The following is an 11,745-nucleotide window of genomic DNA, read 5'->3' as shown; positions in this document are numbered from 1 at the left end:
GGGGATCATGGCACGGCCGTGAAGCGAAAAGGGGCGAATGTGTACTGTCGTCCCGGTCGAAGAATCGGTCAAACCCTGGCAAGGTGGCTCCATGGTTGATCGGGGAGCGAGCGCCCTGTCACTCCCGGACGACTGGCCCGCCCACCCGGATCCGATCCTGGCGCTCAACCGCATGGGCAGTTTCGACTGGGACCTCGACAGCGGCCTGTTCCACATGGACGCCCAGGCCCACGAGGTCTTCGACGTGCGCCCCGACGAATTCGACGGCCACCCCGAGAACCTCTCCTTCCGGGTCCCGCCCGCCGAGGCCTACCGCCTCGACGCCCTGGTCGCCCAGGCCATGAAGGACGGCAGCGAGAACTACGGCGCCTACTTCCGCATCCGCCGCCGCGACGGCAGCCTGCGCTGGACCCACACCCAGGGCTACATCCGGCGCGACGAGACCGGCCGCCCGCGCCGCATCATCGGCATCGTCCGCGACGCGACCCAGGAGCTCGCCGAACTCGCCTCCCACGAGGAGCGGACCGCCCAGGAGGAGGCCCGGCGCGACCAGTCCAGCGTCGTGCAGCTCACCACGGCCGCCCTCGCCCACGCCCGCACCGTGCAGGACGTCATCGACGTCCTCAAGGACACCCAGGGCCTCACCCATCTCGGCGCCACCAGCATGGTCATGGGCCTGGTGGAGGCCGGCCGCATCCGGCTGATCGCCGAGGGCCCCGAGGGCAGCTTCGTGCCCGGCACCCTCGTCACCCGGATCGACGAGCCCTACCCGATGAGCGAGGTCGTACGGACCCTCACGCCCCGCTTCATCGAGTCGCCCGAGGAGTTCGCCGAGGGCTATCCCATCCTGTGGCCGCACATCACCGGCCTGGAGATCACCGCCGCCGCCTACCTCCCGCTGATCGTGCAGGCCCGCCCGATCGGCGCCATGGGCCTGCTCTACAGCGACCGGCGCGGGTTCTCGCCCGACGAGCGCGACGTCCTGCTCGCCCTGGGCAGCAGCATCGCGCAGAGCCTGCAGCGGGCCACCTTCTACGAACAGGAGAAGGACCTCGCCACCGGTCTCCAGCAGGCCATGCTGCCGCGCACCATCCCCAGTGTCCGCGGCGCCGACGTCGCCGTGCGCTACCGCTCGGCCTCCCTCGGCCGGGACATCGGCGGCGACTGGTACGACCTGATCCCGCTGCCCGGCGGCCGGGTCGGCGCCGTCATCGGCGACGTCCAGGGCCACGACACGCACGCGGCCGCCGTGATGGGCCAGCTGCGGATCGTGCTGCGCGCCTACGCCGCCGAGGGCCACACCCCGGCCACCGTCATGGCCCGGGCCTCGGTCTTCCTCCACGAACTCGACACCGACCGCTTCGCGACCTGCCTGTACGCAGAGGCCGACCTCACCACCGGAGTGGTCCAGGTGGTCCGGGCCGGCCACATCGACCCGCTGATCCGCGACGAGGACGGCGGCTGCCACCGCATCTCGGTCCCGGGCGGTCTGCCGCTCGGCCTGTCCGCCGAGTTCGGCAGCCTCGAATACCCCGTCGGAACCATCGAGCTCGACCCCGGCCACACGCTCATGCTGTGCACCGACGGCCTGGTCGAACAGCCCGGCGCCGACCTCGACGACGGCATGCGGACCCTGACCGCCCTCATCGCCGCCGGCCCGAACGACGTACGCGACCTCGCGGACTGCCTCATCGACGTCGCCGAGGAACGTGGCGGCGACGACGATGTCGCCCTGCTGCTGATGCGCCGCCGCGGCCTGGACGCCCCCCGCTCCGGCGGCCGGCTCCAGCAGCACGTGGCACCCGGCGACCCCGAGGCCCTCACCGAGGCCCGCCACATGATCCGGGCCGCGGTCCGCGCCTGGGGGGCGAAGGACCGCGCCGACGAGATCGAGCTGGTCGCCGACGAGCTGATCACCAACGCGCTCATGCACACCGAGGGCTCCGCGATCCTCACCCTGAGGGTGCTCACGAGCAGCGAGCGGAGGCTGCGCGTGGAGGTGGAGGACTCCTCCAGCGCCCTGCCGCGCCGCCGCGAGGCGGGGGAGTCGGGCGTCTCGGGCCGGGGCCTGCTCCTGGTCGACCTGCTCACGGACGTGTGGGGGGTGGAGGCGCGCGGCGGCGGCAAGTGCGTGTGGTGCGAGTTCCTGATGCCGTGACCCGGCCGGCCCGCCTGGCGCTGTCGGTGCCGGGTGGCACTCTGGACGTATGCCGGAACTCCCCGAGGTCGAAGCGCTCAAGGACTTCCTGACCGAGCACCTGGTCGGACACGAGATGGTGCGGGTGCTGCCCGTCGCGATCAGCGTCCTGAAGACCTACGACCCTCCGCTCTCCGCCGTCGAGGGCCGCAAGGTCACCGCCGTGCGGCGGCACGGCAAGTTCCTCGACCTCGCGACCGACGGCGGCCCGCACTTCGTGACCCATCTGGCCCGCGCCGGCTGGCTGCAGTGGAAGGACCGGCTGCCCGACGGCCCGCCCCGCCCCGGCAAGGGCCCCCTCGCGCTGCGCGTGGCCCTGGAGACCGGTGAGGGCTTCGACCTCACCGAGGCCGGCACCCAGAAGCGCCTCGCGGTCTACGTCGTCCAGGACCCCCACGAGGTCCCGGGCATCGCCCGCCTCGGCCCGGACCCCCTCGCCGACACCTTCGACGAGCGGGCGTTCGCCGAGCTCCTGGAGCCCGAGAGGCGGCAGATCAAGGGCGCCCTGCGCGACCAGGGCCTGATCGCCGGGGTGGGCAACGCCTACAGCGACGAGATCCTGCACGCGGCGAAGATGTCCCCGTTCAAACTGGCCGCGTCCCTCACCCCGGAGGAGACCACCCGCCTGTACGTGGCCCTGCGCACCACCCTCACCGAGGCGGTCGAGCGTTCCCGCGGGCTGGCGGCGGGCCGGCTGAAGGCGGAGAAGAAGAGCGGTCTGCGTGTCCACGGCCGCACCGGCGAGCCCTGCCCGGTCTGCGGCGACATCATCCGCGAGGTCTCCTTCAGCGACTCCTCCCTGCAGTACTGCCCGACGTGCCAGACGGGCGGCAAGCCGCTGGCCGACCGGAGGATGTCGCGGCTGCTGAAGTAGGCCGGACGAGAGGCCGCCCGCTCAGTGCGAGGCCAGCGTCACCAGGTGCTCGCCCTGCGCCGTCCGCAGCTCGTAGCGGGCGATCTCGGCGGTGTGCATGGCCGTGCTGCCGCTCATCGTGATGGGGCGGGCGTCGTGGTCCGGGACGTTCCAGCTGGTCACGATCTGCTCGGAGCCGTCGCGGCCGACGGCCACCAGACGGCAGGCCCGCGGACCGGCGCCGTCCTTGACCTCGAGCTCCACGGCGCTGCCCATGTCCGCGTCCGCCGTGGTCACCTGGGCCCACACGCCGGTCTTCGCGTCGGTCGCCGCCATCCGCACGGCTCCGTCGCCGCCACCGGCGAGCATCATGATCCCGGGGCCGGCCGCGGCGATGGCGACCGAGGCGGCCAGGCCGTACAGGAAACGCCGGCGCGTGGCCCGCTGCCGGCTGGCCACCGCGGCCATCAGCCGGTCCAGCAGCTGGGGGCCGGGGCGGGTCATGGGGCTCACGAACCGTGGCGTCGACCGGCGGTAGAGCATCATCTGCCGGGTGACGGGCCCGAACTCGGTCACGTGAGCGGCGCAGTGCGCGCACTCCATGAGGTGGTCCTCGAAGCGGAAGGCATCCGCCTCGTCCAGCACGCCGAGCGCGTACGCGGCGACGTCGCGATGCCTTTCCTGGGACCTCATGCCGAAACCTCGTGCCGTTGGGTGCGGGTTGGGTTACTCCTTGCTCCCACCGGTACGGACCAGACCGCCGAATCACTCAAGGCTCAGAGGAATCGCAACCAAGGGGTTCGGAGCGGCCCGGCCCGCGGATTGGTCCGGAACGAAAGACGTCTAGAAAAGGTGGATCGCGAGATGACCGAGGGGCAGTCCGAGCTGCCACGCCTTCGTCCACACCTTGGGGCCTTCGTCCTCGCCGACCCCTACGGCTCCGCCGGGAACAGCGTTCAGGTCGGGCGCCAGCAACTCGGTCTCCTCCAGCCAGCGCCAGGCCGCGGCCGCGAGTTCCAGGTCCGGCGCGGGCCCGCCCGAGGCGGCCGCCGCGGCGGCGACATCGGCCATCCGCTCGCGCACCCAGTCCTGCCACGGCTCGTCGTAGGCCGTCAGGGACATCCAGGTCTCCAGCTGGGACACCACCCGGATGCCGGAGAGTTCGCCGTCGGTGTCCGACAGGAAGACGGTCAGGGCCAGGGCGTCGCGCCCGGCGCGGAACTCCATGGACGTCGGCGGCATCAGGTCGCCCGTGCGCAGCAGCTCGTCGGCGATGTACTCCGCGTACAACCAGGCCATGGGGACGACCAGTTCCCCGCCGGTGCCGTCCGTGCTCTCGTGACCTCTGTCCAGCATCCCTTCCTGCCTTCCTCCGGTGCGTGCGCGTCTGCCCGAGCACCCGGGCCCTGGGGCCGCGGCGCCGGAAAACCGGTGCCACGGCCCCATCCGGAACACGGATGAGGACAGCCGATTACTCAACCGGGGTCCTCAGCAAGGCGCTTTACGGAGGTTTGACTGATCCGTTGGTTTCACCGCAGGTCGGCCGCATATCCGGGAAGCACTCGGCGCAAGGCGCGCAGCGCGTAGTACGCGCGGGACTTCACGGTACCGGCAGGGATTCCGAGGGCCTCCGCGGCTTCCGCCACACTCGCCCCCTGGAAGTACACGAGCACCAGGACTTCACGGTGCTCGGGAGTGAGTGTCTTCACAGCCTCGCGCACATCGAGCGCGGCGGCGGCCCGTTCGGCGTGGTCGGCGATCACGCGTGAGTTCTCCAGGATCGCGTCACCCACCTCGGCCGGCCGCGCCTGCCGGGCCCGCCGCGCGTCGATGGCCAGCCGCCGTCCCACGGTCATCAGCCACGGCCGTACGGACTCGAAGTCGTCGGCGCGCAGCGCCTCGGGATGCTGCCAGGCGCGCACGAGGGTCTCCTGCACCAGGTCCTCGGCGCGCTGGCGGTCGCCGTCGCAGAGCCGGAGCAGCAGCGCGAAGAGGGGCCGGCCGTGCTCCCGCTGCAGTGCGGCGAGCTCGTGCTCGGCGGTCGTCCCGTTCGTGAGGGTGGTTCCGGCCGTCATGCGCGTATGGCATCGCAGGGGGCGGATTCGGGACAGGGGCTGCGCCGGGATCTGCGGCGGACGGTCGATCGCGTCGACGAACGGTACGACGAACGGTCCGTGACGGACCGTTCACACCGGGGCGGGGTCCGCTCCCGCGTGCCGGACGGGCTAATCGGCGGGTCGAAGCCGGGGACGGCGCAGACCAGTTCGTACCTTTTGTGGGTAAATATGACTACAGTGGGGTGAGCTGATGATTGCACGCAGACAGCAGGTTGCCCTGGCCCTCACGGCCGTCCTCGCCGGAGGCGCCGCCTGCCAGGCCCAGCACCACGACGCGGCGCCGCGGGCGGGGCGGCCCGCCCCGGCCCCCGCCCGCGGGTTCACGCTCGTCGCCTCCGGTGACGTCCTGCCGCACACCTCGATCATCGACCGCGCGCGCTTCGACGGCGGCGGCAGCCGCTACGACTTCCGCCCGATGCTCGAGGGTGTCCGGCCCATCGTCTCCCGCGCCGATCTGGCGCTGTGTCACATGGAGACCGTCTACGGGGAGAACGGCGACTACACCGGCTATCCCGTCTTCAAGTCCCCGCCCGAGGTGGCCCAGGGCCTCGCCGCCACCGGCTACGACGGCTGCTCCACCGCCTCCAACCACAGCCTCGACGACGGCGCCGCGGGCATCGCCCGCACCCTCGACACCCTCGACCGCGCGGGAGTGCGGCACGCGGGCTCGGCGCGCACGGAGGCCGAGGCGCACACCGCCACCATCCTCCAGGCGGGGCCGGCGAAGGTCGCCCACCTCGCCTACACCTACGACACCAACGGCATCCCGATGCCCGCGGGCGAGCCGTGGGCCGTCAACCTCCTCGACCCGGGCCGGATCGTCGCGGACGCCCGCGCCGCCCGGCAGGCCGGCGCCGACGTGGTCGTCGTCTCCGTGCACTGGGGCACCGAGTGGCAGGACGAGCCGGACCAGCAGCAGCTCGATCTGGCCCGGACGCTCACCGCCTCCCGTACGGACGGCCGCCCCGACATCGACCTCATCCTCGGCACCCACGCCCACGTTCCGCAGGCCTACGAGAAGGTCAACGGCACCTGGGTGATCTACGGCATGGGTGACCAGATCGCCGGCGAGATGACCAACCAGCAGGGCGTCCAGGACCCGCGCGGCGACCAGTCCACCCTCGGCCGCTTCACCTTCGCCCCGCCCGCCCGCCCCGGCGGACGCTGGGAGGTGACCAGGGCCGAGTTCATCCCGCAGATGTTCGACGTCGACGCCGGACGGGTGGTCGACCTCAACCGGGCGATCGACCAGGGCGCCGGCCTGCAGGGGGTGCGCGACCGTATCCGGGACGTCGTGCTCAGCCGTGGCGCGGCCAAGGACGGCCTGGTGATGGGGAAGTAGGTCAGTCCGGGTCGGAATCGGCCTGGTCGAAGGTCTTCAGCATCTCCCGCAGCACCCGCAGGCACGCCCTCAGGTCGGCGCCGGTCAGGCCGCCGCCGACCTGCTGGTTCAGGGCGTGTTCGCGGGCGCGGATCGCGGTGATGGTGGCCCTGCCCTCCTCGGTGAGCCGGATCAGGGAGGAGCGCTGGTGCGCCGGGTTGGGCGTCACCTCGGTCCAGCCGCGAGCCGCCGCGTCGTTGACCATGCGCTGCACGAACTGCCGGCTCAGCGCCAGGACGCGGGCCATCTGCGGCACCGTCATGGGCTCGCTCAGCCGCAGCAGGTCCAGCACCGAGCGCACCCCGACGGAGGCGCCCTCGGCCGGTTCGCCCTGCTCCAGCTTGCGCAGGGCCCGCCGGTAGAGCGGGCCGACCACGTCGAAGACCTCCGCGATGCGGTGGCCCAGCTCGTCGGGGGCGAGGGGTTCGTCGCTGTCGTTCACCCGACCATCATGACACCTCAGTTGCCAAATTCGCGGCGAGATGACACCTTGGTTGTCATGACAGCTCCTTCGGATCTCCGTCTCTTCCCGTCCTCCGACGGCGACCTCGCCTACCTCGACACCGGCTCCGGCGACCCGGTGGTCCTGCTGCATTCCGGGTTCGTCGACCATCGTCTCTTCGAGGACCAGACACCGTCCCTCGCCGCGGCGGAGCACCGGGTGATCGCGGTGGACGTGCGGGGCCACGGCTGGTCCGCCAACGCGAGCGACCCCTTCCGCTGGGCCGACGACCTCGCCGCCCTGCTGCGGCACCTCGACGCCGGGCCCGCGGTTCTGGTCGGCGTCTCGATGGGCGGGGCCATCGCGAGCGACACCGCGATCGAGTATCCCGAGCTGGTCCGCGGCCTCGTCCTGAGCGGTGCCACGACCAGTGACTTCCAGTACACCGACGAGGCCAGCCTGCGATTCCAGGCAGAGTTCGACCGCACGTTGCGCGCCGGGGACATCGAGGGCTGGCTGGCAGTGTTCCTGCAGGCCGCCGCCGGCCACTCACGCGGCACCGACGACCTCGAACCCGCCATGCTGGACCGGCTGCGCGAGATGGCCCTGCACACCATCGCCAAGCACACACCGGACGAGCCCGATCTGCACGTGCACATGACGAACACCTGGCCTCGGGTGCCGAAGATCGACGTACCGGTGCTCACCGTGAACGGAGCGCTCGAATCGCCGAGTCTGATCGCCGACGCCGAACGCTTCGCGCGCACCGTCCGCGACGGCCGCTCGATAGTGGTCGAGGGCACCTCGCACTACCCGAACCTGGAGAAGCCGGCAGAGTTCAACGCCATCGTGCTGGACTTCCTGAGCAGCCTGTGAGTCGCCCTCCGGGCTACGGCACCACGGTCACCGGCCAGCGCCCCGCCTTCACCAGGCGCACCGCCACCGACCCCACGATCCGGTGGCCCGCCTGCTCCGAGGCGCCCACCACCACCGCGTCCGCCTTGAGCTCGTCCGCCGCCTTCACCAGACCGCCGTAAGGGTCGCCGCGGAAGGTGTGGAACTCCCAGCGCACGTCGAATATCCCCTTCGTGCGCTCGGTGGCCTCGCGGATCTGCTTGACCAGGTCCTCGGCGATCTCGTCCGTCGTCTCCGCCACCGGCGCCCCCATCGCCGCGCCCGCCGCCATCACCGGCTGGACGTAGACGACGGCGAGCAGCGCCCGCTGACGCCGGGCCAGACCCCCGGCGTACGCCGCCGCCCGAAGGGAGGAGTCGGAGCCGTCCACGCCGACGACGATGACCTTGGGCCCGTCGGTACCCCGCTCGAACTGGTGCGAGTGCTGTTCCGTCACGGCTGTGAGGTTATCGGAACGCCCAGATCCGCCCCGTGCGCGGGACCTTGGGGAAGCGTGACGGCCCGTTCCTTCCTACAGTCGGTACATGAGTGCCACGGCGGAGGCCTCCGCGCGCAAGGAAGCGCCGGGCCCGACACCGCAGCCCGGAACCGGCCCGACGAGCAAGGTGCCCGAGGCCTTCGCGGCCTTCTTCGGCGCCCTCGCCGTCCTGTGCGCCCTGCTGGCGCTCATCCCGCCCCTGCGCCTCCTGCTGCGCCCCGTCGTCCGCTTCCTCGACCTGATCACCGTCCCGGTCAGCGCCAACCTCGCCTACGCCGTCTTCCTGCTGCTGCTGGCCGGCGCGACCGCCGCCCGCAAGAAGGTCGCCTGGTGGCTGGTGGTGGTGTACCTGGGGCTGCTGGTCGTCGACGACGCCGTCGACGTGCTGTTCAACCGCCTGTACGCCGAGGCGCTGCCGTCCCTCGTCGTCTGCGGACTGCTGCTCGTCGTGCTGATCGTCGCCCGCCGCGAGTTCTACGCCGCCTCGCGCCCGGCCGCCGTCCGCCGCGCGGTCGGCGTCCTCGTCGCCGGCCTCGCCCTGGGCATCCTCGCCGGCTGGGGCCTGGTCGAGCTGTTCCCCGGCACCCTGCCCTGGGGCCAGCGACTGCTGTGGGCCGCCAACCGGGTGTGCGGCGGCCTGGTCTCCGCCCGTTCCTTCGACGGCCGGCCGCCCCGCGCCCTGCACTTCCTGCTCGGCCTGTTCGGCGCCCTCGCCCTGCTCAACGCGGCCGCCACCCTGTTCCGCTCCCAGCGCATGCAATCCGCCCTGCACGGCGACGAGGAACCCCGCATCCGCGCCCTCCTCGGCGCCTACGGCGAGAACGACTCCCTCGGCTACTTCGCGACCCGCCGCGACAAGGCCGTCGTCTTCTCGCCCAGCGGCAAGGCCGCCGTCACCTACCGCGTGGAGGCCGGCGTCTGCCTGGCCAGCGGCGACCCCGTCGGCGACCGCGAGGCATGGCCGCACGCCATCGCCGCCTGGCAGGAGGTGGCCCGCCGGCACGCCTGGGCGCCGGCGGCGATGGGCGCCTCGGAGGACGGCGCCAGGGCCTACGCCCGCGCCGGCCTCGGCGCGCTCCAGCTCGGCGACGAGGCGATCCTGAACGTCGCCGACTTCGACCTCGACGGCCGCGACATGCGGGTGACCCGGCAGGCCGTCCACCGCGTCCGCCGCACCGGCGCCACCAGCCGCATCCGCCGCCACTCCGCTCTCACCGACGCGGAGATGGAGGAGATCGTCGACAGGGCCGACGCCTGGCGCGACACCGAGACCGAACGCGGCTTCTCCATGGCCCTGGACCGCCTCGGCGACCCGGCCGACGGCGACTGCCTCCTCGTGGAGGCCCTCGGCCCGGACGGCCGCCTCCTCGCCCTGCTCTCCTTCGTCCCCTGGGGCGGCGACGGCGTCTCCCTCGACCTGATGCGCCGTGACCGCACCGCGCCCAACGGCGTCATGGAGTTCATGGTCGCCGAACTGTGCGCCGCGGCCCCCAAGCTGGGCGTACGCCGGATCTCCCTGAACTTCGCCGTCTTCCGCTCGGTCTTCGAGGAGGGCGCCCGCATCGGCGCCGGACCGGTCCTCAGGCTCTGGCGGCGACTGCTGCTGTTCTTCTCCCGCTGGTGGCAGCTGGAGGCCCTGTACCGCTCCAACGCCAAGTACCACCCGCAGTGGTACCCGCGCTTCATCTGCTACGGCGACGCGGGCGCCCTCGCCCGCATCGGCCTGGCCTCCGGAATCGCCGAAGGCTTCGTCTCCGTACCGTCGATGCGCAAACTCTGGGGAAAGGGGCACTCGAAGGGAGCGACCAGGCCCGCCACGACGGAGGGCCTGCCGTCGCTGTCGGCGCTCGGCCTCGACGGAGGGGGCGAGGCCGGGCCCGGCGTCCCGTCGGCCGGCCTGCCCGAACAAGTCCGCGTCCGGCACCGCACCCTGGACCGCCTGCGCGCCGAGGGCACGGACCCCTACCCGGTCGGCGTCCCCGCCCCCACCCACGCCCTCGCCGACGTCCGTGAGGGCGAGCACGTCACCGTCGCCGGCCGGATCATGCTCGTCCGCGACTTCGGCGGCATCGTCTTCGTCGTCCTGCGCGACTGGTCGGGTGATCACCAACTGGCGCTCACCCGCGCCGAGTCCGGGCCCGCCCTCGACCGGTTCACCGCCGACACCGACATCGGCGACCACATCACCGCGACCGGTGAGGCCGGCGTCAGCGACAAGGGCGAACCCACCGTCTTCGTCACCTCCTGGCAGCTGACCGGCAAGTGCCTGCGCCCCCTGCCCGACAAACGCCGTGGCCTGGCCGACCCCGAGGCCAAGGTCCGCATGCGCTACGTCGACCTGATCTCCGGGCCCGACGCCCGCGAGATCGTCCGCGCCCGCTCCACCGCCGTACAGGCCCTGCGCCAGGGCCTGCTGGAGCGCGGCTACCTGGAGGTCGAGACGCCGATGCTCCAGCAGATCCACGGCGGCGCCAACGCCCGCCCTTTCACCACCCACATCAACGCCTACGACCTCGACCTCTACCTGCGCATCGCCCCCGAGCTCTACCTCAAGCGGCTGTGCGTCGGCGGCCTGGAGAAGGTCTTCGAGATGGGCCGCACCTTCCGCAACGAGGGCGTCTCCCACAAGCACAACCCCGAGTTCACCATGCTGGAGGCCTACCAGGCCTTCGCCGACTACGACGTGATGCTCGACCTCACCCGGGAACTCATCCAGGGCGCCGCCACCGCCGCGTTCGGCACACCCGTCGCCCGCAAGGACGGCAAGGAGTACGACATCTCGGGCCGGTGGCCGGTCAAGACGGTCCACGGCGCGATCTCCGAGGCCCTGGGGGAGGAGATCGACGCGGACACGGACCTGCCCGCGCTGCGGCGGTTCTGCGACCGGGCCGGCGTGCCGCACACCCCCGACGACGGCCGCGGCGACGTCGTCCTGGAGATGTACGAGCGGCTGGTGGAGGAGAAGACCCAGCTGCCCACGTTCTACAAGGACTTCCCCACCGACGTCTCCCCGCTCACCCGGCAGCACCGCGCCGACCCGCGGCTCGCCGAGCGCTGGGACCTGGTCGCCTTCGGCACCGAACTGGGCACCGCGTACTCGGAGCTGACCGACCCGGTCGAGCAGCGCCGCCGCCTGACCGCCCAGTCCCTGCTCGCCGCCGGGGGAGACCCCGAGGCCATGGAACTGGACGAGGACTTCCTCGACGCCCTCGAGTACGCGATGCCGCCCACCGGGGGCCTCGGCATCGGCGTGGACCGGCTGGTCATGTTCCTCACCGGCCGCACGATCCGGGAGACGCTGCCCTTCCCGCTGGTGCGCCGCCGCTGACCCCGGCCCTGTCGGCTTGGGCCGAGCGGGTGCA

General features: G+C 72.1%; 10 protein-coding genes. 5 read left to right on the top strand and 5 right to left on the bottom strand.

The genetic code is table 11. The features are described from left to right. Nucleotides 1–91: 91 nt before the first annotated feature. Both LN251_RS41790 and LN251_RS41785 read left to right on the top strand, forming a co-directional pair. On the top strand, nucleotides 92–2,158 hold the full coding sequence (locus LN251_RS41790) for a SpoIIE family protein phosphatase (protein WP_458249349.1): 2,067 nt from the start codon (nucleotides 92–94) through the stop codon (nucleotides 2,156–2,158). A gap of 49 nt (nucleotides 2,159–2,207) precedes the next feature. Continuing rightward, nucleotides 2,208–3,071, top strand: coding sequence for an Fpg/Nei family DNA glycosylase (locus LN251_RS41785; protein ID WP_458249348.1), 864 nt, complete (start codon nucleotides 2,208–2,210; stop codon nucleotides 3,069–3,071). A 21-nt stretch (nucleotides 3,072–3,092) separates the two neighbouring features. On the opposite strand, the gene LN251_RS41780 is transcribed toward LN251_RS41785, so the two are convergent. The 3 genes from LN251_RS41780 to LN251_RS41770 all read right to left on the bottom strand — a co-directional run bounded on the left by LN251_RS41780 (nucleotide 3,093) and on the right by LN251_RS41770 (nucleotide 5,125). Next, nucleotides 3,093–3,743 (bottom strand): zf-HC2 domain-containing protein, encoded by a 651-nt coding sequence (locus LN251_RS41780; RefSeq protein WP_458249347.1) that lies wholly within the window; start codon nucleotides 3,741–3,743, stop codon nucleotides 3,093–3,095. Nucleotides 3,744–3,893: 150 nt separating this feature from the next. After that, nucleotides 3,894–4,406 carry a hypothetical protein gene (locus LN251_RS41775; RefSeq protein ID WP_458249346.1) on the bottom strand — a complete coding sequence of 171 codons (513 nt, stop codon included), beginning with the start codon at nucleotides 4,404–4,406 and terminating at the stop codon, nucleotides 3,894–3,896. A 173-nt stretch (nucleotides 4,407–4,579) separates the two neighbouring features. Further along, nucleotides 4,580–5,125, bottom strand: a complete 546-nt coding sequence (locus LN251_RS41770; RefSeq protein ID WP_058921633.1) for a sigma-70 family RNA polymerase sigma factor — start codon at nucleotides 5,123–5,125, stop codon at nucleotides 4,580–4,582. Nucleotides 5,126–5,357: 232 nt separating this feature from the next. On the opposite strand from LN251_RS41770, the gene LN251_RS41765 reads away from it, so the two are divergent. After that, on the top strand, nucleotides 5,358–6,509 hold the full coding sequence (locus LN251_RS41765; protein ID WP_458249345.1) for a CapA family protein: 1,152 nt from the start codon (nucleotides 5,358–5,360) through the stop codon (nucleotides 6,507–6,509). A 1-nt stretch (nucleotide 6,510) separates the two neighbouring features. On the opposite strand, the gene LN251_RS41760 is transcribed toward LN251_RS41765, so the two are convergent. Further along, nucleotides 6,511–6,990: a MarR family winged helix-turn-helix transcriptional regulator gene (locus LN251_RS41760; protein WP_458249344.1), complete on the bottom strand. Its 480-nt coding sequence runs from the start codon at nucleotides 6,988–6,990 to the stop codon at nucleotides 6,511–6,513. 57 nt (nucleotides 6,991–7,047) lie between these two features. On the opposite strand from LN251_RS41760, the gene LN251_RS41755 reads away from it, so the two are divergent. Continuing rightward, nucleotides 7,048–7,866 carry an alpha/beta fold hydrolase gene (locus LN251_RS41755; protein WP_458249343.1) on the top strand — a complete coding sequence of 273 codons (819 nt, stop codon included), beginning with the start codon at nucleotides 7,048–7,050 and terminating at the stop codon, nucleotides 7,864–7,866. A 13-nt stretch (nucleotides 7,867–7,879) separates the two neighbouring features. Here LN251_RS41755 and LN251_RS41750 read toward each other — a convergent pair whose 3' ends face one another. Further along, the gene (locus LN251_RS41750) at nucleotides 7,880–8,341 is read right to left on the bottom strand and encodes a universal stress protein (RefSeq protein ID WP_058921629.1); all 462 of its coding nucleotides are present in this window, start codon (nucleotides 8,339–8,341) and stop codon (nucleotides 7,880–7,882) included. Nucleotides 8,342–8,429: 88 nt separating this feature from the next. Between LN251_RS41750 and lysX the strand changes: the two genes are divergently transcribed. Then, nucleotides 8,430–11,711, top strand: a complete 3,282-nt coding sequence (gene lysX, locus LN251_RS41745; RefSeq protein ID WP_458249342.1) for a bifunctional lysylphosphatidylglycerol synthetase/lysine--tRNA ligase LysX — start codon at nucleotides 8,430–8,432, stop codon at nucleotides 11,709–11,711. Nucleotides 11,712–11,745: the final 34 nt, after the last annotated feature.

The sequence above is a fragment of the Streptomyces sp. MAI_2237 genome (assembly GCF_054189285.1).
The sequence above is the reverse complement of the archived record's forward strand: the minus strand, read 5'-3'. Positions and strand labels throughout refer to the sequence as shown.

Coding starts and splice junctions, on each gene's coding strand:
- LN251_RS41790 (WP_458249349.1), top strand. CDS start 92: ATGGTTGATCGGGGAGCGAGCGCCCTGTCACTCCCGGACGACTGGCCC.
- LN251_RS41785 (WP_458249348.1), top strand. CDS start 2,208: ATGCCGGAACTCCCCGAGGTCGAAGCGCTCAAGGACTTCCTGACCGAG.
- LN251_RS41780 (WP_458249347.1), bottom strand. CDS start 3,743: ATGAGGTCCCAGGAAAGGCATCGCGACGTCGCCGCGTACGCGCTCGGC.
- LN251_RS41775 (WP_458249346.1), bottom strand. CDS start 4,406: ATGCTGGACAGAGGTCACGAGAGCACGGACGGCACCGGCGGGGAACTG.
- LN251_RS41770 (WP_058921633.1), bottom strand. CDS start 5,125: ATGACGGCCGGAACCACCCTCACGAACGGGACGACCGCCGAGCACGAG.
- LN251_RS41765 (WP_458249345.1), top strand. CDS start 5,358: ATGATTGCACGCAGACAGCAGGTTGCCCTGGCCCTCACGGCCGTCCTC.
- LN251_RS41755 (WP_458249343.1), top strand. CDS start 7,048: ATGACAGCTCCTTCGGATCTCCGTCTCTTCCCGTCCTCCGACGGCGAC.
- lysX (WP_458249342.1), top strand. CDS start 8,430: ATGAGTGCCACGGCGGAGGCCTCCGCGCGCAAGGAAGCGCCGGGCCCG.